Source organism: Kitasatospora sp. NPDC058492 (assembly GCF_042720685.1).
Lineage (GTDB): Bacteria > Actinomycetota > Actinomycetes > Streptomycetales > Streptomycetaceae > Kitasatospora.
Map to the genome: position 1 here is coordinate 44,169 of NZ_JBHXMU010000010.1, position 22,352 is coordinate 66,520.

The 22,352-nt window shown below is 73.0% G+C and carries 20 protein-coding genes and 2 pseudogenes; 17 read left to right on the forward strand and 5 right to left on the reverse strand.

Features of this window, described 5'->3' with window-relative positions; genetic code table 11:
• Nucleotides 1–27 precede the first annotated feature (27 nt).
• A complete protein-coding gene (locus tag ACFWPI_RS09485) occupies nucleotides 28–1,605 on the forward strand; it encodes a glycosyltransferase family 87 protein (protein WP_380369723.1) in 1,578 nt (525 codons plus the stop codon).
• Nucleotides 1,606–1,636: 31 nt separating this feature from the next.
• Here ACFWPI_RS09485 and ACFWPI_RS09490 read toward each other — a convergent pair whose 3' ends face one another.
• The 3 genes from ACFWPI_RS09490 to ACFWPI_RS09500 form a co-directional block, all read right to left on the reverse strand.
• The gene (locus ACFWPI_RS09490; RefSeq protein WP_063348483.1) at nucleotides 1,637–2,671 is read right to left on the reverse strand and encodes an alanine racemase; all 1,035 of its coding nucleotides are present in this window, start codon (nucleotides 2,669–2,671) and stop codon (nucleotides 1,637–1,639) included.
• A 13-nt stretch (nucleotides 2,672–2,684) separates the two neighbouring features.
• Nucleotides 2,685–3,803 carry a peptidoglycan bridge formation glycyltransferase FemA/FemB family protein gene (locus ACFWPI_RS09495; protein WP_063348484.1) on the reverse strand — a complete coding sequence of 373 codons (1,119 nt, stop codon included), beginning with the start codon at nucleotides 3,801–3,803 and terminating at the stop codon, nucleotides 2,685–2,687.
• Nucleotides 3,804–3,980: 177 nt separating this feature from the next.
• A complete protein-coding gene (locus ACFWPI_RS09500) occupies nucleotides 3,981–4,280 on the reverse strand; it encodes a hypothetical protein (RefSeq protein WP_380369727.1) in 300 nt (99 codons plus the stop codon).
• Nucleotides 4,281–4,595: 315 nt separating this feature from the next.
• Between ACFWPI_RS09500 and rpsF the strand changes: the two genes are divergently transcribed.
• From rpsF to rplI, 4 genes are all read left to right on the forward strand, one after another.
• Nucleotides 4,596–4,886 (forward strand): 30S ribosomal protein S6, encoded by a 291-nt coding sequence (gene rpsF, locus ACFWPI_RS09505; protein ID WP_063348486.1) that lies wholly within the window; start codon nucleotides 4,596–4,598, stop codon nucleotides 4,884–4,886.
• 96 nt (nucleotides 4,887–4,982) lie between these two features.
• Nucleotides 4,983–5,603, forward strand: coding sequence for a single-stranded DNA-binding protein (locus ACFWPI_RS09510; RefSeq protein ID WP_063348487.1), 621 nt, complete (start codon nucleotides 4,983–4,985; stop codon nucleotides 5,601–5,603).
• 80 nt (nucleotides 5,604–5,683) lie between these two features.
• Nucleotides 5,684–5,920: a 30S ribosomal protein S18 gene (gene rpsR, locus ACFWPI_RS09515; RefSeq protein ID WP_030304537.1), complete on the forward strand. Its 237-nt coding sequence runs from the start codon at nucleotides 5,684–5,686 to the stop codon at nucleotides 5,918–5,920.
• A 17-nt stretch (nucleotides 5,921–5,937) separates the two neighbouring features.
• Nucleotides 5,938–6,384, forward strand: a complete 447-nt coding sequence (rplI, locus tag ACFWPI_RS09520) for a 50S ribosomal protein L9 (protein ID WP_063348488.1) — start codon at nucleotides 5,938–5,940, stop codon at nucleotides 6,382–6,384.
• Nucleotides 6,385–6,511: 127 nt separating this feature from the next.
• On the opposite strand, the gene ACFWPI_RS09525 is transcribed toward rplI, so the two are convergent.
• Nucleotides 6,512–7,852 carry an MATE family efflux transporter gene (locus ACFWPI_RS09525; RefSeq protein ID WP_380369731.1) on the reverse strand — a complete coding sequence of 447 codons (1,341 nt, stop codon included), beginning with the start codon at nucleotides 7,850–7,852 and terminating at the stop codon, nucleotides 6,512–6,514.
• A gap of 452 nt (nucleotides 7,853–8,304) precedes the next feature.
• Between ACFWPI_RS09525 and dnaB the strand changes: the two genes are divergently transcribed.
• Together dnaB and ACFWPI_RS09535 are read left to right on the forward strand one after the other, a co-directional pair.
• The gene (gene dnaB / locus ACFWPI_RS09530; RefSeq protein ID WP_380369734.1) at nucleotides 8,305–9,951 is read left to right on the forward strand and encodes a replicative DNA helicase; all 1,647 of its coding nucleotides are present in this window, start codon (nucleotides 8,305–8,307) and stop codon (nucleotides 9,949–9,951) included.
• 92 nt (nucleotides 9,952–10,043) lie between these two features.
• Entirely contained in the window at nucleotides 10,044–11,510 is a 1,467-nt protein-coding gene (locus ACFWPI_RS09535; RefSeq protein ID WP_079135734.1) for an acyltransferase, read from the forward strand.
• Nucleotides 11,511–11,584: 74 nt separating this feature from the next.
• Here the strand turns inward: ACFWPI_RS09535 and manA are convergent, their stop codons facing one another.
• A complete protein-coding gene (manA, locus tag ACFWPI_RS09540; RefSeq protein ID WP_380369738.1) occupies nucleotides 11,585–12,775 on the reverse strand; it encodes a mannose-6-phosphate isomerase, class I in 1,191 nt (396 codons plus the stop codon).
• Between the two features lie 329 nt (nucleotides 12,776–13,104).
• Here manA and ACFWPI_RS09545 point away from each other — a divergent pair, with 329 nt between their 5' ends.
• From ACFWPI_RS09545 to ACFWPI_RS09590, 10 genes and pseudogenes are all read left to right on the forward strand, one after another.
• The gene (locus ACFWPI_RS09545; protein WP_380369740.1) at nucleotides 13,105–13,869 is read left to right on the forward strand and encodes a polyprenol monophosphomannose synthase; all 765 of its coding nucleotides are present in this window, start codon (nucleotides 13,105–13,107) and stop codon (nucleotides 13,867–13,869) included.
• 246 nt (nucleotides 13,870–14,115) lie between these two features.
• Nucleotides 14,116–15,117, forward strand: coding sequence for an MBL fold metallo-hydrolase (locus ACFWPI_RS09550; protein ID WP_380369743.1), 1,002 nt, complete (start codon nucleotides 14,116–14,118; stop codon nucleotides 15,115–15,117).
• 16 nt (nucleotides 15,118–15,133) lie between these two features.
• A pseudogene (locus ACFWPI_RS09555) lies at nucleotides 15,134–15,703 on the forward strand (molybdenum cofactor guanylyltransferase); the annotation flags it as partial.
• A 108-nt stretch (nucleotides 15,704–15,811) separates the two neighbouring features.
• Nucleotides 15,812–16,093: pseudogene (locus ACFWPI_RS09560) on the forward strand (DUF6457 domain-containing protein); the annotation flags it as partial.
• On the forward strand, nucleotides 16,090–17,367 hold the full coding sequence (locus ACFWPI_RS09565) for a molybdopterin molybdotransferase MoeA (protein WP_380369746.1): 1,278 nt from the start codon (nucleotides 16,090–16,092) through the stop codon (nucleotides 17,365–17,367). The pseudogene ACFWPI_RS09560 and the gene ACFWPI_RS09565, both read left to right, overlap by 4 nt.
• 49 nt (nucleotides 17,368–17,416) lie before the next feature.
• The gene (locus tag ACFWPI_RS09570; protein ID WP_380369749.1) at nucleotides 17,417–18,463 is read left to right on the forward strand and encodes a potassium channel family protein; all 1,047 of its coding nucleotides are present in this window, start codon (nucleotides 17,417–17,419) and stop codon (nucleotides 18,461–18,463) included.
• Nucleotides 18,464–18,510: 47 nt separating this feature from the next.
• Nucleotides 18,511–19,488: an NAD(P)H-quinone oxidoreductase gene (locus tag ACFWPI_RS09575; RefSeq protein ID WP_380369751.1), complete on the forward strand. Its 978-nt coding sequence runs from the start codon at nucleotides 18,511–18,513 to the stop codon at nucleotides 19,486–19,488.
• A gap of 134 nt (nucleotides 19,489–19,622) precedes the next feature.
• Complete coding sequence (locus ACFWPI_RS09580; RefSeq protein ID WP_380369754.1) at nucleotides 19,623–20,312, forward strand: hypothetical protein; 690 nt, start codon at nucleotides 19,623–19,625, stop codon at nucleotides 20,310–20,312.
• A gap of 198 nt (nucleotides 20,313–20,510) precedes the next feature.
• Nucleotides 20,511–21,122, forward strand: a complete 612-nt coding sequence (locus ACFWPI_RS09585) for a bacterial proteasome activator family protein (RefSeq protein ID WP_380369757.1) — start codon at nucleotides 20,511–20,513, stop codon at nucleotides 21,120–21,122.
• 257 nt (nucleotides 21,123–21,379) lie between these two features.
• On the forward strand, nucleotides 21,380–22,352 hold a 973-nt coding region (locus ACFWPI_RS09590), incomplete at its 3' end, for a protein kinase (protein ID WP_380369760.1).

The following is a 22,352-nucleotide window of genomic DNA, read 5'->3' on the forward strand; positions in this document are numbered from 1 at the left end:
TGGGGCCGGTGCGGCAGGATGTCCGGCATGACGTCGAGCGATCGTGACGAATCCGCAGGGCCGGCCGGGCCCGGCGACGCCGCAGGGCCGGTCGGGCCGGCCGTCGCCACGGCCGCGCCGCCGGTCAACACCGTGGTCGTCCCGGCCGACGAGGACCCGGTGGCGGCGGCCGGCAGCGAGGTGATCGGCGGCCCGCCGGGCCGCCGGGCGCTGCTGGGCGTCTCCTGGTGGATCCCGGCGCGCTTCCTGGCGCTGGCGGTGATCGTGGTCTCGGTGCTCGGCATGGTGCAGAAGGCGCCCTGCTACAACCAGGCCTGGTTCCAGCCGGGTTCGCCGCAGTACATCCACGCCTGCTACAGCGACATCCCGCACCTGTTCTCCGGCCGCGGCTTCTCGGCCGGGCTGCACCCGTACGTGGACCGCATCCCGGGCACCTCGGGGGATCTGCAGTACCTCGAATACCCGGTGCTGACCGGCCTGTTCATGCAGGTCGCGGCCTGGCTGACGCCCGGCGCCGGCACCTCGCAGGACCAGGAGCGGTGGTTCTGGGCGATCAACGCGGGGCTGCTGATGGCCTGCGCGGTGGTCGCCGTGGTGGCGCTCTCGCGCACCCACCGCCGCCGCCCCTGGGACGCCCTGCTGTTCGCGCTCGCGCCCGTCCTGCTGCTGAACGGCACGGTCAACTGGGACCTCCTCGCGGTCGCGCTGGCCGCCGTGGCGATGGCCTGGTGGTCCGGCTCCCGGCCCGGCTGGGCGGGTGTCTTCATCGGCCTGGCCACCGCGGCCAAGCTCTACCCGGTGCTGTTGCTCGGCCCGCTGCTGGTGCTCTGCTGGCGGGCCGGGAAGTGGCGTGAGTTCCGGGTGATGCTGGCCGGCGCGGTCGGCTCCTGGCTGCTGGTCAACCTGCCGATCATGGCGGCCAACTGGCAGGGCTGGTCGACCTTCTACGTGTTCAGCAAGCACCGCGCCGAGGACTACGGCTCGTTCTGGCTGATCCTGATGCAGAGCCGGGGTACGGGGCTGGCCGACCTCGACCTCTACATCGGCGTGCTGATGGTCCTCGGCTGCCTGGCCATAGCGTGGCTCGGCTTCACGGCGCCCCGCCGCCCGCGCTTCGCGCAGCTGGCCTTCCTGGTGGTCGCCCTGTTCGTGCTGGTCAACAAGGTGTACTCGCCGCAGTACGCGCTCTGGCTGCTGCCGCTCGCGGTGCTGGCCCGGCCGCGCTGGCGGGACTTCCTGATCTGGCAGGCCTGCGAGGTGCTGTACACCCTGGGCATCTGGTCCCACCTGGGCTTCGTCACCGGGCCCAAGCAGCACGGGATCGGCGAGGCCTGGTACCACTTCGCGGTCGTGCTGCACCTGCTGGGCACGCTCTACCTGGTGGTCATGGTGGTCCGCGACGCCCTGCAGCCGGACCGCGACCCGGTGCGCTGGGACGGCAGCGACGACCCGTCCGGCGGGGTGCTCGACCGGGCCCCGGACGTGTTCGTGCTCGGCACCGCCCGGACGCTGCGCGAGGAGGAGAGCTACGCCGGATACGCGCCGGCCGGCTCCGAGCAGTGGCTGGACGAGCCGGAACTGCCGGAGCCGGCCGAGAAGGCGTAGGCGCTTCAGTCGTTCTAGGGCCGGACAGGGCCTAGCGGTCCACCACGCGGTCGAAGTGCGTGGTGGTGTGCCGGACCTGGAGGCCGAGCTCCTCGCCGATCGCGGGGGGCTTGGTCTCGCCGTCCAGGAACAGCAGCGAGACCTGCATGTGCGGCGGCTCGGCGAACCAGAGCTGCTTGCCGGCCCAGTGGAACGGCGACTTGGTCTTGTTGACGGTCGCCAGGCCGGCCCGGGCGATGCCCTTGGCCCGGGAGGCCATGGTCTGCACGTACTTGGGCGCCTCCAGGCCGATGCCGTGCGCGGTGCCGCCGGCCACCACCACGATGTGGCCGTCGGCCGGCGCCGGGTGCTGGCGGTAGCCGTAGCGGTCGCCCTTCTTCACCGGGGTGACGTCCAGCACCGTGGCCCGGACCTCCAGCGCGCCGTGGTCGCCCAGCCAGAGCCGGGTGCCGATCCGGGCCCGGAAGACGATGTCCGGGTAGCGCTGGGCCAGCTGCTCCATGCCGGCCGCGCCGAGGTGGCTGACGTACACGGTGTGCACCGGCACCCCGGCCGCCCGGGCGGTGTCCACCCAGTGGACGACCTCCTCGGTCGGGCTGGAGCCGTCCGGCCGGTCCATCGGCAGGTGCAGCGCCAGGCCCTCGAAGGCGACGCCGTCCAGCTCGGCGGCGACGGCCGTGAGGTCGGCGGCGCTCACCCCGTGGCGGCGCATGGAGGTCATGCACTCCACCACCACCCGGGCGCCGCGCAGCGCCCGCAGCGCGTCCAGGTTCGCCACCGTCCGGATCACCCGGGCGTGCGGCAGCGGCAGCGCCTCCTCGCCGACCCGGTACGGGGTGAGCACCAGCAGCTCGCCGCCGTACCACTCGGCGGCGTCGGCCGCCTCGTACGCGGTGCCGACGGCCAGCACACCGGTGCCCAGCAGCGTCGCCTCCTCGGCCAGCCGGTGGTTGCCCAGGCCGTAGCCGTTCCCCTTGGCGACCGGCACCAGGCCGGGGAACTCGGCGAGGACGGAGCGCTGGTGGGTGCGCCAGCGTTCGGTGTCGAGGTAGAGCGACAGCGTCATCGGGTCAGCCTCCTCAGCGGCGGGACATGTAGAGGTCGAGGGCCTTGTGCAGCAGCTTGTTGAGCGGGAAGTCCCACTCGCCGAGGTACTCGGCGGCCTGGCCGCCGGTGCCGACCTTGAACTGGATCAGGCCGAACAGGTGGTCGTTCTCGTCCAGGGTGTCGCTGATGCCGCGCAGGTCGTACACGCCGCCGCCGAGCGCGTAGGAGTCGCGCATCATCCGCCACTGGATCGCGTTGGACGGCTTGACCTCGCGCTTGTGGTTGGCCGAGGCGCCGTAGGAGTACCAGACGTGCTCGCCGACCACCAGCATCGTGGTCGCGGCCAGCGGCTCGCCGTCGTGGTAGGCGATGTAGAGCCGCATCCGGTTCTGGTCCTCGGCGGTGAGGGCCTTCCACATCCGCTGGAAGTAGGACAGCGGGCGCGGGGTGAACTTGTCGCGCTCGGCGGTCACCAGGTAGAGCTGGTGGAAGATCGGCAGCTCGTCGTAGCCGCCCTGGTACACCTCGACGCCGCTCTTCTCGGCCTTCTTGATGTTGCGGCGCCAGAGCTGGTTGAAGTTCTTGTGGATGTCGTCCAGCGAGCGGTTGGCCAGCGGCACCTGGAACACGTAGCGCGGCTGGACGTCGCCGAAGCCGGCGCCGCCGTCCTCGCCCTGCAGCCAGCCGGCCTTGCGCAGCCGGTCGGCCACCTCGAAGGCGCGCGCCTCGTACCAGTCGGCCTCGACGTCGCGCAGGCGCTTGGCCTGCTTGCCGGCGATGGCCTCCTTGATGGTGGGGGCGTTCCAGCGGCGGATGACGATCGGCGGGCCCATCTTGACCGAGAACGCGCCCTGCGACTTGAGGTGGGCGAGCATCGGGGAGAGCCAGCGGTCGAGGTCCCGGTCGAACCAGTCGATGACCGGGCCCTCGGGCAGGTAGGCGAGGTAGCGCTTGAGCTTGGGCAGCTGCCGGTAGAGCACCAGGCCGGCGCCGACGAGCTGGTTGGCCTCGTCGAACCAGCCGATCGACTCCGAGCGCCACTCGGCCTTCACGTCGCCCCACGACGGCACCTGCATGTGGCTGGCCGAGGCGCGGCTCCTGATGAAGGCGAGGTGCTCCTCGCGGGTGATCGTCCTCAGGCGCAGGCTCATTGCTCGGTGCTCCTCGTCGGTCGGGCTGCGGTGGGCCCAGGTTCTCGGGCTGACCCTATCGTCCGGGGCCCGGGCGCCCGCCGCTGCGGGCGCGACGGCGCCCCCGTCGCGTACCTGTCTCCTTGCAGATACGCCACGGGGGCGCCGAGGGTTCCGGAACGGTGCGACCGGGGCGGTTCAGCCCCAGAGGCCGCCCCGGGCGATGCCGAGGTAGAAGCCGATGGCGGAGGCGCCGAGCGTGATCATCAGCACGAAGCGCTCGGCCGTGGTGACCGAGACGAACATGCCGAGCAGCCCCGTGATGATCCCGAACAGGCCGGTCCACGAGGTCACCAGGTGCAGGTTGTGGAAGAACGAGGTGGTGAAGGCGATCACGCCCAGCACGGCGGTGAGGCCCACCAGGGCGTTCTCGCGGGGGTGCGGGTGGCCGTCGGTGTTCAGTGTGAGCGCGGGCATGCGGTGGACGGACTGGGCCATGAGTCCCACCTCCTGGCGTGGAGACGAACGGGCAGGAATCCCGTTCCGTCCAGATTGCGGCGGTTGGGCCCGTCTCACAACCCCTATGCGTTTTGTTCGGCCGTCCGGGTGCGGGTAGGCTGTGCCGTCTGCACTGGTGTAGTTGTGCCCCCTTGCGCCCTCTTCCGGGCGACCACCCCGTCGGGTGAGCGGGGCCCGATTGTCGGACCCGGCCGCTACGGTGGCCGGTGTCGTCACTGCTCCGGTGCCGACGCTGCACAACCCTCCTGCCACGGAGAGACCGTGGCCGTTGAGTCCAAAGGAGGTGGGTTACCCATGCGTCACTACGAGGTGATGGTCATCCTCGACCCCTCGGTCGAGGAGCGCGCTGTCTCCCCCCTGATCGAGAACTTCCTCACCGTCGTCCGGAACGCCGGCGGCAAGGTGGAGAAGGTCGACACCTGGGGTCGTCGCCGTCTGGCTTACGAGATCAACAAGCAGTCCGAGGGCATCTACTCGGTCATCGACCTGAAGGCCACGCCTGAGGTCGTCAAGGAGCTCGACCGCCAGATGGGCCTGAGCGAGTCGGTTCTGCGGACCAAGGTCCTGCGCCCGGACACCCACTGAGCCACCTCTGAGGCCTTCGGGTCTCGGGTAGCTCGCGTCCGCTGTTTCACGTGAAACAGCGGTGAACGGACATCTTCCCGAGAGGTCATCACCACCATGGCAGGCGAGACCGTCATCACCCTCGTCGGCAATCTCGTCGACGACCCCGAGCTGCGCTTCACCCCGTCGGGTGCGGCGGTCGCGAAGTTCCGTATCGCGTCCACCCCCCGCACCTTCGACCGTCAGACGAACGAGTGGAAGGACGGCGAGAGCCTCTTCCTCACGTGCAACGTCTGGCGGCAGCCGGCGGAGAACGTGGCCGAGTCGCTGCAGCGCGGCATGCGCGTCATCGTGCAGGGCCGACTGCGCCAGCGGTCTTACGAGACCAAGGAAGGCGAGAAGCGGACGGTCTTCGAGGTCGAGGTCGACGAGGTCGGCCCGAGCCTGCGCTCGGCGACCGCGAAGGTCACCCGGGCCAACCGGTCCGGTGGCCCCGGCGGCTCTGGTGGCGGCTTCGGCGGCCAGCAGGGCGGCGGCGGTGGCCAGCAGGGCGGTTGGGGCGGCGGTGGCGGCCAGCAGGGCGGCGGCGGCAGCTGGGGTGGAAACTCCGGCGGCGGCGGCCAGTCCGGCCCCTCCGACGACCCGTGGGCGTCCAGCACTCCGTCCGGCGGCCAGCAGGGCGGCGGCAGCTGGGGCGCCCCGTCCGGTGGCGGCTTCTCGGAAGAGCCTCCGTTCTAAGAGCTGACAGATTTCGTGCGGCCCGGCCGCCGGCGTCCTGAGGACGCAGGCCGGGCCGTGAACCCCAAATGGAGCACACAATGGCGAAGCCGCCTGCTCGCAAGCCGAAGAAGAAGGTTTGCGTCTTCTGCAAGGACAAGGTCAACTACGTTGACTACAAGGACACGAACCTGCTGCGGAAGTTCATCTCCGACCGTGGCAAGATCCGTGCCCGCCGGGTCACCGGCAACTGCACCCAGCACCAGCGTGACGTCGCCACGGCCGTGAAGAACAGCCGTGAGATGGCGCTGCTGCCCTACACCAGCACCGCGCGCTAAGAGAGGGTGACCAAGTAATGAAGATCATCCTCACGCACGAGGTGCCGGGTCTCGGCTCCGCCGGCGAGGTCGTCGAGGTCAAGGACGGCTACGCCCGCAACTACCTGGTTCCGCGTGGCTACGCCATCCGCTGGACCAAGGGCGGCCAGAAGGACGTCGACGCGATCCGTCGCGCCCGCAAGATCCACGAGATCCAGACCCTTGAGGCCGCCAACGAGGTCAAGGGCAAGCTCGAGGGCGTCCAGGTCAAGCTGGCCGTTCGCTCGGGTGACGCCGGCCGTCTGTTCGGTTCGGTGACCCAGGCCGACGTCGTGGAGGCCATCAAGGCCGCCGGCGGCCCGGCCGTGGACAAGCGCGCCGTCGCGATCGCCTCGCCGATCAAGACCGTGGGCACCCACAAGGTCTCGGTCAAGCTGCACGCCGACGTCCAGGCCAACCTCGACGTCGCCGTCGTCGCTGCCTGAGTTCCGTAGCAGTGGCCTGAGGGCCGGACTCCTCCGGGAGTCCGGCCCTCGGTCGTGTTCCGGAGCGTTCGGCCCCTGCGCATTCGGTGCCGGCGCATTCCGTGCCGGAGCCCTCGGCCCCGGCGCGTCAGCTCCGGACGGCCCCGGTGACCAGCCAGCGGCCGCCGCGCGCCCGCCCGACCAGGAAGGCGGCGCGGACCAGCATGAACAGGTTCATCGCCCACCACAGCCCGGCCAGCCCGGTGCCGGTGGCCGGCACCGCGATCGCCGCCGGGGTGAACACCGCCAGGGTCGCGATCGCCGCCCAGGCCAGGTAGGGGCCGTCCCCGGCGCCCATCAGCACCCCGTCCAGCACGAAGACCAGGCCGGCGACCGGCTGGCTGAGGGCGAGCAGCAGCAGGGCGGTGTCCAACTGCCCCTGCACCGCCGGATCGGGCGTGAACAGCGGGACGTACAGCGGGCGGGCGGCCACCACCAGCAGACCCAGCAGCACGCCCGAGCCGATGCCCCACTCGACCATCCGGCGGGTGGCGGCCCTGGCGCCCGGGGCGTCCTCGGCGCCCAGGTAGCGGCCGATGATCGCCTGGCCGGCGATCGCGATGGCGTCCAGGGCGAAGGCCAGGAAGCTGAACAGCGTCATGGTGATCTGGTGCGCGGCCACCTGGTCGTCGCCCAGCCGGGCGGCCACCGCGGTGGCGATCATCAGCACCGCGCGCAGGCTGACCGTCCGGACCAGCAGCGGACCGCCCGCCCTCGCACTGGCCCGGATGCCGGCCGTGTCCGGCCGCAGCGAGGCGTGCTCGCGCCGCGCCCCTCGCACCACCACGACCAGGTAGACGGCGGCCATCCCGGTCTGCGCGAGCACGGTGCCCCAGGCCGAGCCGGCCACCCCGAGCCCGGCGCCGTACACCAGGCCGGCGTTCAGGCCGATGTTGGCGGTGAAGCCCGCGATCGCCACCAGCAGCGGCGTGCGGGTGTCCTGGAGGCCGCGCAGCACGCCGGTGGCGGCCATCACCATGAGCATCGCGGGGATGCCCAGGGCGCTGATCCGCAGGTACGTCACGGCGTAGGGGGCGGCGGTCTCCGAGGCCCCCAGGACGTCGGCCGCCCAGGGGGCCAGCAGCACGGTGAGCAGCACCACCGGGACGGCCAGGCCGAGGGCGAGCCAGATGCCGTCGACGCCCTGCTGGACGGCGCCGCGGCGGTCCCCGGCACCGATCCGGCGGGCCACCGCCGCGGTGGTGGCGTAGGCGAGGAAGACGAACACGCCGGTCGCGGTGGACAGCGCGGCGGCGGCGACGCCGACTCCGGCCAGCTGCGGGGTGCCGAGGTGGCCGACGATCGCCGAGTCGGCCATCAGGAAGAGCGGTTCGGCGACCAGCGCGCCGAAGGCCGGGACGGCCAGTGCGAGGATCTCCCGGTCGTGCCGGCGTCTGGAGGGGGTCGGGGCTGCGGGAGGGGCGGTCATGGGCTCCAGGCTACTCATCCACAGGTAATGACTGCTAGTGGCAGTTGTCTATTACTCGAATTCTTGAGCGAGGCGTTCGACCCGCTTCGCGCCCGCGGGGGTCCGGCTGTGTGTGAAGAATTTCTCATGCACAGGCCCGGAAAGAGGTAATACCTGGTCAACAGGTTGACGGTGGACAGATGGTCTGGTTATCCACAGGGCCTTCCACAGGGGCGTCCACAGCTTTGCGGCACTTCTCCACAGCCCAGGGCCGCTCGTCCACACCCCCTGTGGATAACCGCCTTGGCTGAACGGCTCCCGGCGCCTTAGCGTGGGCCCTCCGCCCGACACTCCCGCCCGCCCCGGCGTCCGATTTGTCGGTGCCGTGGCGTACAAAGAGGAGCGGCTCCGCTCCACCCAGCCACCGGCAAGACCCGCTCCAACTCGCACCACTCGCTGATCGGGGAACACGCGTGACCGGCCCCCAGTACGACGACCACGACGCCCCGCCGCCGGAGGAGGACTGGCAGCCCGCCGAGGACCCCTTCCCCGCCGGCGCCTTCGACGACGCGTCCTTCCCCGACGGGCCCGGCGACCGGCTCCCGGTCTCCCGCAGCCGCTCCGGCCAGGGCGGCGGCCGGGACGGCAACCGCGACGGCGGCGGCCGCGAGGGCGGCTTCCAGAAGGGCGGCAAGGGCGGCCGGAGCGGCTCCCAGCGCGACGGTTCGCAGAGCGGTGGCGGTGGCGGCGGCTGGCAGCGCCGTGGCGACGACGAGGGCCAGGGCGGCGCGGACGGCTTCGAGCGCGTCCCCCCGCAGGACCTCGCCGCCGAGCAGTCCGTCCTCGGCGGCATGCTGCTGTCCAAGGACGCCATCGCCGACGTGGTCGAGGTGCTCAAGCCGGCCGACTACTACCGGCCCGCGCACGAGATGGTCCACGGCGCGATCCTCGACCTGTACGCCCGCGGCGAGCCGGCCGACCCGATCACCGTGGCCGGCGAGCTCACCAAGCGCGGCGAGCTCCAGCGCGTCGGCGGCGCCTCCTACCTGCACACCCTGGTCAACTCCGTCCCGACCGCCGCCAACGCCGAGTACTACGCCCAGATCGTCCACGAGCGCGCCGTCCTGCGCCGCCTGGTCGAGGCCGGCACCCGGATCGCCGGCATGGGCTACGCGGCCGAGGGCGACGTCGACGAGATCGTCAACGCCGCCCAGGCGGAGATCTACGCCGTCACCGAGCAGCGCACCAACGAGGACTACGCGCCGCTCGCCGACATCATGGAGGGCGCCCTCGACGAGATCGAGGCGATCGGCTCCCGCAACGGCCAGATGTCCGGCGTCCCGACCGGCTTCGCCGACTTCGACGCGCTCACCAACGGCCTCCACCCCGGCCAGATGATCGTCATCGCGGCCCGCCCCGCGATGGGCAAGTCGACCCTGGCGCTGGACTTCGCCCGCGCCTGCTCGATCCAGAACAAGCTGCCGAGCGTGATCTTCTCGCTCGAAATGGGCCGCAACGAGATCGCCATGCGCCTGCTGTCCGCCGAGGCCCGGGTCGCGCTGCACCACATGCGCTCCGGGAACATGACGGACGACGACTGGACCCGCGTCGCCCGCCGGATGCCCGACGTCAGCGAGGCGCCGCTGTTCATCGACGACTCCCCGAACCTGTCGATGATGGAGATCCGGGCCAAGTGCCGCCGGCTCAAGCAGCGCAACGACATCAAGCTGGTCGTCATCGACTACCTCCAGCTGATGCAGTCCGGCGGCTCCCGCCGGGCCGAGAACCGCCAGCAGGAGGTCTCCGACATGTCGCGAAACCTGAAGCTGCTGGCCAAGGAGCTGGAAGTCCCGGTCATCGCGCTCTCCCAGCTGAACCGTGGCCCCGAACAGCGCACCGACAAGCGGCCGATGGTCTCCGACCTGCGCGAGTCCGGCTCGATCGAGCAGGACGCCGACATGGTCATCCTGCTCCACCGCGAGGACGCCTACGAGAAGGAGTCCCCGCGCGCCGGCGAGGCCGACCTGATCGTCGCCAAGCACCGTAACGGCCCCACCGCCACCATCACGGTGGCCTTCCAGGGCCACTACTCGCGCTTCGTCGACATGACCCGGGACTAGGACAGGACCTGGCACCGACGAGGGGCACCGGGGGGCCTCGTCCGATCGTCACCGAGGCCAACGCAGCAGTGTGATGAGCTACTGTCCGTGCGGTGAAAACGATACGACAGCTGTCCGCCCGCCGGGCCGGGGGAAGCACGAAGGCTCGGGCGAGCGGGTCGGCCAGTCGGCTGGGCTGGCTCGACGCGCTTCGCGGCGTGGCCGCCCTGGTGGTGGCGCTCCACCACTTCGACGTCCTGAAGATGCTGCCGGACGGGGTGGCGTCCTTCATCTGGTGGCACGCCGACCTGGGCCTCTACGGCGTCATGCTGTTCTTCCTGGTCAGCGGCTACATCATCCCGGCCTCGCTGGAGCGCCGCGGGGACGTGCGGGCGTTCTGGATCGGACGGATCTTCCGGCTCTGGCCGCCGGTGATCATCGGTATCACGGTGGCGCTGGCCATCATCCCGAAGGGCGACGGCTCGGTCGCGCTCTTCGCCACCGATCACGACCTGATCTACGTGGCCGCCAACTCGACCATGCTGCAGGACTTCATGGGCGTCTGGAACGGCCTGGGCGTCATGTGGACCCTCAGCTACGAGATGGTCTTCTACTACATGGTCACCGCGCTCTTCACGGTCGGCCAGCACCGCCGCAGCGGCCCGATCGCGGTCGGCTTCGCCGGCGTGGCGCTGCTCTTCGGCACCTCCATCGCCTCCCACACGCTGACCAGCGACATCACCTCGACCCGCAACCTGGTCTGGGGCTCCGTCCTGATCGTGCTGTTCGGCTTCGCCTGCGTGCTGAGCGGCCGGCCGAACCTGACCCGGGTCGGGGCGATCACGCTCGGTCTGCTGGGCTTCGTGCTGATGTACAACAACAGCCGGGCCCCGATGTTCGAGACCCTGATGATCTTCGCGACGATGTTCGCGGGCACCGCGATCTACCGGGCCGAGAACCGCCAGATCGACCGCCTCCAGGCGATCCTGTGCTGCGGCTTCGTGGTCGTCGCGGGGGTGGCCGTCGCCTGGATGTACAACCGTGACGGCATGGAGCAGAACACCTGGACGGCCGGCTGGATGGCCTGGGCCGGCTCCTACCTCGGGGCCTGGATCACGTTCGGCATCGGCATGGCGCTGCGCAAGCGCCGCTTCCCGAAGCCGCTCACCTGGCTCGGCGGGATCAGCTTCTCGCTCTACCTGCTGCACGTCCCGCTGGTCCACACCATCCAGCCGCTGCTGCACGTGCCCAAGGTGCCGCCGACGACCGGCGGCAAGCTGATCTGGACGGCCGAGTACCTCGTCGTGATCATGCTGGCGAGCTGGGTGATGTACCGGCTGGTGGAGCTGCCCGTGCAGAAGCTGGGCCGCAAGGTGGCCAAGGCGGTCGAGCGCCGCTGGCCGGGCAGCGCCCTGCAGCCGGCGGCCGCCGTGTCGATCGGGGCGCCCGCGACCGGCGAGGCCGCCGGGGCTGTTCCGGCCCAGTCCGGGGAGAAGGGCCAGGGCGGGGGCCAGGATCAGGAGAAGGATCAGGTGCCGGTCGAAGTCGGCGCCGGCGGCCCGGGGCAACGGGTCGGCTGACCGCCGCACGGACACGCCGAGGGCTCGCCTCCCACCCGGGAGGCGAGCCCTCGGCGCGTGGTCCCCGGGTGCCGTCAGACGGTGACGGTGGCGCGGAAGAGGGTCGTGGCGGTGCCGGACAGCCGGGTGGGGGCGCCGGTGGCGGGGAGGAAGGCCGACCGGCCGCGGGCGAGGTCCAGGGTGGTGCCGTCGGCGGCGGTGAGCCGGGCGGTGCCCTCGGTGCAGAGCAGGATCTGCGGGGCGCGGCCGTCGATCTCGCGGTCCCGGCCGTCCAGGACGAAGCGGGAGAGCCGGAACTCGTCGATCGGGACGGGGTAGAGCTCCTCGCCGGCGGTGCCGTCGACCGGGCGGGGGTGCAGCAGTTCGGGGGCGCCGGCCTCGAAGACCAGGACCTTCAGCAGCTCGGGCAGGTCGATGTGCTTGGGGGTGAGGCCGGCCCGCAGCACGTTGTCGGAGTTGGCCTGGAGCTCGACGCAGGCACCCGCCAGGTAGGCGTGCGGCACGCCGGCGTCCAGGTAGAGCGCCTCGCCGGCCCGGAGCCGGAAGTGGTTGAGCAGCAGGGCGGCGATCAGACCGCGGTCCTCCGGGAAGTCCTCGGCGATCCGGGCGTACGGCCCGTAGTCGCCGGCCGGGTCGGTGCGGGCCAGGGCCGCGGCCGTCTCCCGGACGGTCTCCTCGGCGGCCTTCCCGTCCATGGTGAGGATGGCGGCCAGCGTGCCGCGCAGCGCCTCGGCCTCGTCCTCGACGGCCAGCAGGTCGATCAGCGGGCCGAGCCCGGGCACCGCGAGCCCGGCCATCAGCCCGGCCGCCTCGGCGGGCCGCCGGAAGCCGCAGAGCCCCTCGAAGGCGCCCAGCGCGCAGACCATCTCGGGCTTGTGGTTGGCGTCGCGGTAGCTCCGCTCGGGGGCGTCCAGCGGGATGCCGAGGGCGTTCTCGGCGGCGAACCCGGCGCGGGCCTGGGCGATCGTGGGGTGGGCCTGGATGGACAGCGGGATGCCCGCGGTCAGGATCTTGAACAGGAACGGCAGGGCCGGACCGAACCGGGTGACGGTCGCGGCGCCGAGTTCGCCCTCGGGGTCGGCCGCGATCAGCTCGTCCAACCGGCGGGGCCCCTCGCCCCGGTCGGCCCGGGACGGGTCGCCGGGGTGGGCGCCCATCCACAGCTCGGCCTGCGGTTCGCCGGTCGGCTCCTGCCCGAGCAGTTCGGGCAGGGCGGTCAGCGACCCCCAGGCGTACGGGCGGACGGTGTTGATGAGCCTGTCCATGCGCGCGGTCCTACTCCTTCGCTGGGTGGCGGGTGTGCCGGATCGTCGGGGCAACGGGCCCGGCGGTGCGGGGGTCCGGGCACGGGCAAGGTCATCGACCCTAGCCGACCGGTGTCGCCCGCGAGGAAACGGCGGGTACCGGAGGGGAGTGCCCTGGCCGGACCGGTGGTTCCCGGGCGCGGTAGTAGGATGCCAGGACGCAGTAGTCTCCGCCCTGCACAGCAGTTTCCACCGTGGTCACTCCGTCGGCGGGCTGCCGGCGGAGCCGCGTTCCAGAGTGCGGGCGATGGTGTTCTGACACTCCCCGCCATCGGCCGAGAGGTTTGTACGTGACCGTGAACCAGCAGAGTTTTGCTGATCTCGGCAGGGTCCTGGTGATCATTCCGACCTACAACGAGGCGGAGAACGTCGAGCGGATCGTCGGCCGGGTGCGGGCGGCGGTCCCCGAGGCCCACGTGCTGGTCGCCGACGACAACAGCCCCGACGGCACCGGCGAACTGGCCGACAAGCTGTCCGCCGAGGACCCGAACGTGCACGTCATGCACCGCAAGGGCAAGGAGGGCCTGGGCGCCGCCTACCTCGCGGGCTTCCGCTGGGGCATCGACCACGGCTACGACGTCCTGGTCGAGATGGACGCGGACGGCTCGCACCAGCCCGAGGAACTGGACCGGCTGCTGGGCGCGCTGCGCGGCGCCGACCTGGTGCTGGGCTCGCGCTGGGTGCCGGGCGGCCGGGTGGTGAACTGGCCGAAGTCGCGCCTGCTGCTCTCCCGCGGCGGCTCGACCTACTCGCGGCTGGCGCTGGGCGTGCCGATCCGGGACGTCACCGGCGGCTACCGGGCGTTCCGCAAGGAGACCCTGCTGGGCCTGGGCATGGACGAGGTGGCCTCGGCCGGGTACTGCTTCCAGGTCGACCTGGCCTGGCGCACGGTGAAGGCCGGGTTCAAGGTGGCCGAGGTGCCGATCACCTTCGTCGAGCGCGAGCTGGGCGCGTCCAAGATGAGCCGCAGCATCGTCGTCGAGGCGCTGTGGCGGGTGACCGCCTGGGGCGTCTCCGACCGGCTGGCCCGCCTGCGCGGCGCGGTCAAGCGCTGAGCTCCACGACGTAACCTCCACGACGTAACCGCCCGGGGCCCGTCCGTTGTCACGACGGACGGGCCCCGGGCGTTTTCGTGCCCTGGGGCAGGCCGCCCACGACGCCAAGGCGCCGGCCGTCCGAACCGCGATGTGACCTGAGCCGGAAGGCGCGCCCCGCCGGGCGCGCCTTCCGCGCAATCCGACACCGGTACTCCCATGCTGTAGGGCGCAGGAAGTCCGACCGCCGACCAGAGGGAGCAGCCAGTGACGTCGTCCCCGCCCGAGGAGGGCGCCGGCGCGGAGCGCACGGCCGCCGAGGCCGCCGCCCCGGACCACGAGCGGCCCGCCCGCCCGCTGGAGGTCGCCGTCTTCACCGGCCCCGAATCGGCCTTCTTCGCCACCTCCACCCTGATCCTCGGCGAGCGGACCGCGATCCTGGTCGACGCCCAGCTCACCCGCAGCGCCGGCCGCGAACTCGCCGAATGGGTCGCCGGCAAGGGCCGCCGACTGCTCGCCATCGTCGTCACCCACCACCACCCCGACCACTACTTCGGCGCCGAGGAGGTGCTGAAGCTCTTCCCCGACGCCCGGCTGCTGGCCGCGCCCGCCGTGGTCGACGGCATCCGGCGCACCGCCGCCGCCAAGGTCGCCCAGTGGAAGCCGGTCTACGGCGACGACATCCCGGACCACCCGCTGATCCCCGCCCCGCTGCTGCCGCAGCCCCTCATGCTCGACCGCCAGGTCATCCCCGTGCTGCTGCTCGGCCAGGGCGACTGCGGCGACTCGACGGTCGTCCACGTGCCGAGCATCCGGACGGTGATCGCCGGGGACTTCGCCTACAACGGCACCCACGTCTGGACCGCCGACACCACCCCGGCCCAGCGCACCACCTGGGGCCACAACCTCGGCCGGATCGCCGACCTCGGCGTGGACCGGGTCATCGCCGGCCACCGCGCCCCCGACCAGGGCGACGACGCCGCCCGGGTGCTCGCCTTCACCGGCGAGTACCTCCAGGACTTCGACCGGCTGCTGGCCGTGCACCCGGACGACCCGGAGGCACTGGTCACCGCGATGAACGAGCGGTACGGGGAGCTGACGCTGCCGGCCATCCTGGAACTGGGCGCCGCCGCCAACACCGCCCGGGCGGCGCGAGGGGGCGAGATCGTCGAGGCGGAGATCGTCGAGGACGACATCATCGAGGCGGAGATCGTCGAGGACGAGATCACCGAGGAGCGCACGGAGCCCGGGAAGGGCGAAGCCGAGTAGGGCGGATACTGGCCGCATGACGCCCTACGACGTGATCGTCCCGGCCGGCGGGGCCGCCCGTCGCCTCGGCGGGGCCGACAAACCCGGGCTGACCGTGGGCGAGACCACCCTGCTCGACCGGGTGCTCGCCGCCTGTGCGGGCGCCCGCACCACCGTCGTGGTCGGCCCCGGCCGGCCGACCGCGCGCACCGGCGTCCGCTGGACCAGGGAGCAGCCGCCGGGCGGCGGGCCGGTCGCCGCCGTCGCCGCCGGACTCGACCTGGTCACCGCGCCGACCGTGCTGCTGCTCGCCGCCGACCTGCCGTTCCTGGACCGGCGGACCGTCGACCGGCTGGTCACCGCCCTCGCCGAGGCCGGCCCGGCCGTCGACGCCGCCGTCCTGGTCGACGCCGGCGGGCGCGATCAGCCGCTCGCCGCCGCCTACCGCACCGCCCCGCTGCGCACCGCGCTGGCCGCCCTCGGCGATCCGGCCGGCCTCCCGCTGCGCCGCCTCACCGGCGGTCTCGCCCGGCAGTTGGTGGCCGACACCGACAACGTCGCCTACGACTGCGACACCTGGGAGGACCTCGAACAGGCCCGGGAGCGCGACCGGTCGTAGGGGCGCCCCAGGGGTCCGTGTGCACGGCCCGCGCGGGCGTCCGTGCGGGAAACGACGCGCGCCGCACACGGGGCGGACACTCCGGGGAAACCGCCGATCAGGCAGCATGGGCGCATGGAGCGCACGCTGGAAGACTGGATCGCCGAGGTCAGGGCCGACCTGGGCATCGACCTGGACGTCGACGTCCGGGGACTGCTCGACCTCACCCGGGTGGTCGCGCACGGGGTGGCCCGCCCGGCCGCGCCGCTGACCGCCTTTCTGATCGGCTACGCGGCCGCCCAGCAGGGCGGCGGGCCGGAGGCCGTGGCCGAGGCCGCCCGGCGGACCGCCGCGCTCGCCGAGCGCTGGAGCGCCGCCGCCGGGCCGGGCGAGCCGTGAGCGCCGTCGGGCAGACCACCGTGGCCGCCCCGTCGACCGGTCCCGGCGTGCTGAGCTGGGCGCAGGCCCGCGAGGCCGCCCGCCGGGCCGGGCTGCGCCCGCTGCCGGCGGTCGGGCTGCCGCTCGCCGAGGCGCTCGGCCGCACCCTCGCCGAGCCGCTCACCGCGCTGACCGACCTGCCCGCCTTCGACACCTCCGCGATGGACGGCTGGGCGGTCGCCGGGCCGGGCCCCTGGCGGGTCGCCGGGCGGGTGCTGGCCGGCCGGGCGGCACCCGCGCCGCTGGCCGACGGCGCCGCCGTCGAGATCGCCACCGGCGCCCAACTGCCGCCGGGCGCCACCGCCGTCCTGCGCCGTGAGCACGGCCGCACGGACGGCACGTTGCTGCACGACTGCGGCCGCCACCCGCTGACCACCGGTCAGGACGTCCGCCCGCGTGGCCAGGAGTGCCGCCGCGGCGAGGCGTTGCTGCCCGGTGGCGTCCCGGTCGGCCCGGCCGTGCTCGGCCTGGCCGCCGCCTGCGGTCACGACCGGCTCGCCGTGCGTCGTCGCCCGGTGGTCGAACTGCTCGTCCTCGGCGATGAGTTGCTCGCCTCGGGCGTCCCCGGTCCGGGCCTGGTCCGGGACGCGCTCGGGCCGCTGCTGCCGCCCTGGCTGCGGGCGGCCGGTGCCGAGGTGGCCGAAGTGCGGGCCGTCCGGGACGACTTCGGGCTGCTCCGGGACGCGCTGCGGCACTCCACCGCCGACATCGTGGTCACCACCGGCGGAACGGCGGCCGGCCCGGTCGACTTCCTGCACCGGGCCCTCGCCGAGGCCGGCGCCCGACTGCTGGTGGACGGCGTGGCCGTTCGCCCCGGACACCCGATGCTGCTGGCCGAACTCCCGTCGGCCGCATCCCCGTCGGCCGGCCCCGCCGGGGGCGGACTTCCGGGCGGGGGTCCAGCCGGGCTTCCGGGCGGGCGGCACCTGGTGGGGCTGCCCGGCAACCCGCTGGCCGCCGTCGCCGGGACGGTCACCCTCGCCCTGCCGCTGCTGCACGCCCGCAGCGGGCGGTCCGCCGTCACCCCGGTCCTCGCACCCACCGCCGTCGGCCTGCCCGGGCACCCGGTGGACACCCGGCTGCTGCCCGTCCGGCACACCGCCGACGGCGTCGTCCCACTCGCCTTCGACGGGCCCGCGATGCTGCGCGGCCTCGCCCGGGCCGAGGCGCTGGCCGTGGTCCCGCCCGGCGGTGCGGCGGCCGGCGCACCCGTCGAACTGCTGGAGGCACCGTGAACGGGCCCACCGGGGCGTGCGCGTCCCACGACAGCCGGGAGGCGACCGCATGAGCAGGCTGCGGGGTGCGCCCGCCCCGGGGACCGAGCCGTGGTCGGACGCCGGGATCGTGCTGCCTGCCCGGCGGAGCGCGCCGGCCGTCCGGCAGGTCGGCTCCCGGCTGCTGGTGGCGCTCGCCGTCCTGGTCGCCACGACGCTGATCGTCTACGTCGACCGGGCCGGCTACAACGACAACGCGGGCGGCGGGGTCAGCTTCCTGGACGCGGCGTACTACGCGACCGTGACGCTGTCCACCACCGGGTACGGCGACATCACCCCGTACAGCGACGCCGCCCGGCTCACCAACATCTTCGTGATCACCCCGCTGCGCGTGGTGTTCCTGATCATCCTGGTCGGGACCACGCTGGAGGTGCTCACCGAACGAACCCGCCAGCAGTGGCGGTTGAACCGCTGGAGGTCCACCGTGCGCGAGCACACCGTCGTCATCGGGTACGGCACCAAGGGCCGCAGCGCCGTCGACACCCTGCTCGGGCAGGGCGTGAAGAAGGACGAGATCGTCGTCGTCGACCCGCAGCGCAAGGTGATCGACCAGGCCGCCCGGCACGGGCTGGTCGGCGTGGTCGGCGACGCCACCCGCACCGACACGCTGCTGCGGGCCGAGGTGCCCACCGCCGCCCGGGTGGTGATCGCGCCGGAACGGGACGACACCGCCGTCCTGGTCACGCTGACGGCGCGCCAGCTGAACAAGGGCGCCACCGTGGTCGCGGCCGTCCGGGAGGACGAGAACGCCCCGCTGCTGCGGCAGAGCGGCGCCGACGTCGTCGTCACCAGCTCCAGTTCGGCCGGGCGGCTGCTCGGCCTGTCGATGCTCAGCCCGCACGCCGGCGCGGTGATGGAGGACCTGCTCACCTACGGCAACGGCCTGGACGTGGTCGAGCGCCCCGTCACCCGGGCCGAGGCCGGGCACAGCCCGCGCGCGTGCGAGGACCTGGTGGTCGCGGTGGTCCGCGGCCGGCGGGTGCTCAACTACACCGAGCCCGAGGCCGCCGTGCTCCAGCTCACCGACCGGGTGATCGTGATCAAGTCGACCGGCTGACGCGGGCCTTGCCCCCTCCTCGCCGTGACGCGCAGTAGGTTCGGGGCATGCATGCGATGACGATTCCCGTACCCGGCGGTCCCGAGGCCCTCGTGTGGGCGGAGGTGCCCGACCCGGTGCCCGGCGAGGGCGAGGTCCTGGTCGAGGTGGCGGCCACCGCCGTCAACCGCGCCGACCTGCTCCAGCGGCAGGGCCACTACAACCCGCCGCCCGGCGCCTCGCCCTACCCCGGGCTGGAGTGCGCCGGGCGGATCGCCGCCCTCGGCCCGGGCGTGTCCGGCTGGGCGGTCGGCGACGAGGTGTGCGCGCTGCTGTCCGGCGGCGGGTACGCGCAGCTCGTCGCGGTGCCGACCGGACAGCTGCTGCCGCTGCCCAAGGGCCTGGGCTTCGAGGAGGCCGCCGCGCTGCCCGAGGTCGCCTGCACGGTGTGGTCCAACGTGTTCCTCACCGCCCACCTGCGGCCCGGCGAGACGGTGCTGCTGCACGGCGGCGCGAGCGGCATCGGGACCATGGCGATCCAGCTGGCCAAGGCGGTCGGCGCGCGGGTCGCGGTGACTGCGGGCAGCGCCGGGAAGCTGGCCCGGTGCGTCGAACTCGGTGCCGACATCGCGATCGACTACCGCGAGCAGGACTTCGTCGAGGCGGTCAAGGAGGCCACCGGCGGGGCCGGGGTGGACGTGATCCTGGACATCATGGGCGCCAAGTACCTGCAGCGGAACGTGGACGCGCTGGCCGTCAACGGGCGGCTGGTGATCATCGGGCTGCAGGGCGGCGTGAAGGGCGAGCTCGACCTCAACGCGCTGCTGCGCAAGCGTGCCGCGGTGATCGCCACCAATCTGCGCGGGCGCCCGCTGGCGGAGAAGGCGGCGATCGTGGCGGCGGTGCGCGAGCACGTGTGGCCGCTGGTGGAGTCCGGGGTGGTGAAGCCGGTGATCGACCGGGTGCTGCCGCTGACCGACGCCGGCGACGGGCACCGGGCGCTGGAGGCGGGGGAGCAGGTCGGCAAGGTCGTGCTGCGGGCCTGATCCGGGTCCGCGGGGCGGCGGCCCGAGGCGGAACATCCGAAATGCCCTGATCGTCGGATTGTGTGAGGCTGGTTCGGAGCTGTCCCGCCGCCGACCCCGCCGCGCGCGGTCGGCCGTCGGAAGGACCTCCGACCGTGGCCGCACCAACGCACCTCCTCGGGCCGCTGCCCGCCGCGCCGCACCACCGTCGTACCCGCCGTACCGGCCCGGGCCGGACCCAGCGACTGATCGCGGCGGCCGTGCTCGGGCTCACGCTCCCGCTGGCCGCCGCTTCGGCGGCCGCCGCCGTCGGGCCGGCGTCGTCGTCGCCGCCCCCGTTCACCGCTGAGCCCGCCGCCGTGGGTGGGCCGGAGCCCGAGGCCGTTCCGGCGGTCGGGCCGCCGCAGCACCCGCGCCCCGGCCGGGGCGACGCCCGGGTGTACCGGCGCTGGGCGGTGTGGGCGCCCGAGCGCGCCGACACCGCCCCGGAGCGGGCGCCGGACCGGGCTCCCGAGCAGATCCCCGGGCAGGCTCCTGCGCAGATCCCCGGGCAGAACCCTGCGCAGGTTCCCGAGCAGAACCCCGACCAGGTTCCCGACCGGAGTATCGGGCAGGCCGGTGCGGGGGACCAGCCCGAGACCGACCAGGGCGCCCCGGACACGGCGGACGCCGCCGCCGCATCGGACGCCGCCGCCGCGACCGCCCAGGCCATCGCCGCCGCCGTCCCCGCCGTCCTGCCCGCTCGCTGGCGGGACGCCTCGACCGTCCAGTTCCCGCTGGGCGCGGGGCTGGGGTTGATCGGCTGCGGCCTGGGGTTGATCGGGTTGCGGCTGCGCCGGGGCTGAGTCGCGGGGCGGGTGCGGCGGGGGGAGGTTCCGTGAGGGGTGTGTGCACGCCCCAGGGGGCCGGGGCGTGCCGGGAGCTGAGTATCCGTACGGATTCCGGGGCGGCGCCCGGGGGCGTACCGTCGTCAGCGGTGGCTCAGGACGGCGGTTGTACGGGGGCTTCCGCCCGACCAACCCCAGTGAGAGAGAATGTTGTTCATGACGAATCCGATGAACGAGCGCTCGTTTCAGCAGCCATTCCAGGCCGCGGGCGGGCAGTCGCAGGACGGCCAGAAGGTGCTGATCGTCGGACCGGACGGGCTGCCCGTGGGCCAGGGGTTCGCCGGCTCGGCGGGGGACGAGGACGAGGGCGACCTGCCGCGTGAGCTCCCGGTGACCGAGATGGTCGAGCAGCCCGCGAAGGTCATGCGCATCGGCAGCATGATCAAGCAACTGCTGGAGGAGGTCCGGGCGGCGCCCCTCGACGAGGCCAGCCGGGCCCGGCTGAAGGACATCCACGCCAGCTCGATCAAGGAGCTGGAGCTCGGCCTGGCCCCCGAGCTGGTCGCCGAGCTGGAGCGGCTGTCGCTGCCCTTCAACGAGGACATCATTCCGACCGAGGCGGAGCTGCGGATCGCCCAGGCCCAGCTGGTCGGCTGGCTGGAGGGCCTGTTCCACGGGATCCAGACCGCACTGTTCGCCCAGCAGATGGCGGCGCGGGCCCAGCTGGAGCAGATGCGGCGGGCGCTGCCGCCCGGTCTGAACGGCGGCGAGCTGGACGAGGACGAGCCGGGCCAGGGCCGCGGCATCCGTTCCGGCCCGTACCTGTAACGGGCCGCCGACACCGGACGTACCACGACGGTCCGCCCCGGGCCGGGGCGCCGTCCGGCGGCGCCGGCGGTCCGGGGGCAGGACCGGCCCTGGACCGATCACCGTCGGCGTCAGCCGATACCCTGACCCCTGTCGCAGGCCGGTCGTACCGCCGCGGCAGGGGTCCGCCAGGCCCGCGGGCCCGGCCCACCACGCACGGACGAGACCGAACGTCACGGTCGCGGCGCCACGGCCGCGCCGAGGGGGAGCAGAGGACCATGAGCGAGCACGGCAACGCGGCGGTCGGAGGCTCCTCCCTGGGCAACGGCCGCTATGTGCTGCAGCGGCTGCTGGGCGAGGGCGGCATGGCCTCGGTGCACCTCGCGTACGACAGCGTGCTGGACCGGCAGGTCGCGCTGAAGAGCATGCACAACGAGCTGGGCCGGGACGCCTCGTTCAAGGAGCGGTTCCGCCGTGAGGCGCAGGCGGTGGCCCGGCTGGAGCACCCGAACATCGTCACGGTGTACGACAGCGGCGAGGACGTCGCGCCGGACGGCTCCAGCACCCCGTACATCGTCATGCAGCTGGTGGACGGCAAGGGCCTGCGCGAGGCGATCAACGAGGCGGTCGCCCAGTGCGGCGCGATGCCGACCGAGGAGGCCCTACGGGTCATCGTCGGCGTGCTGAACGCGCTGGAGGCCTCGCACGACATGTCCCTGGTGCACCGCGACATCAAGCCCGGCAACGTCATGTTCGACCGCAAGGGCAACGTCAAGGTCATGGACTTCGGCATCGCCCGGGCGCTGGAACCGGGCGCCACGTCGATGACGCAGACCGGCATGGTGGTCGGCACCCCGCAGTACCTGTCGCCCGAGCAGGCGCTCGGCAAGCCGGTGGACGCCCGCTCCGACCTCTACTCGGTCGGCGTGATGCTCTTCGAGATGCTCACCGGGCAGCTGGTCTTCGACGGCGACTCGGCGTTCTCGATCGCCTACAAGCACGTCCAGGAGGAGCCGCCGGCGCCGTCCACCCTCAACCGGTCGGTCACCCCGACGGTGGACGCCTTCGTCGCCCAGGCGCTGCGCAAGGACCCGGCGCACCGGTTCCAGAGCGCGGCGGCGATGCGGGACGAGGCGGAGCGGCTGATCGCGGCCGCGAAGGGCGGCGGCAGCGGGCACCCGTTGCAGGCCAGCACGCCGCTGGTGATCAACGAGGGGCCGCGCTCGGTGCACGCGGCGCCGCAGACCCCGC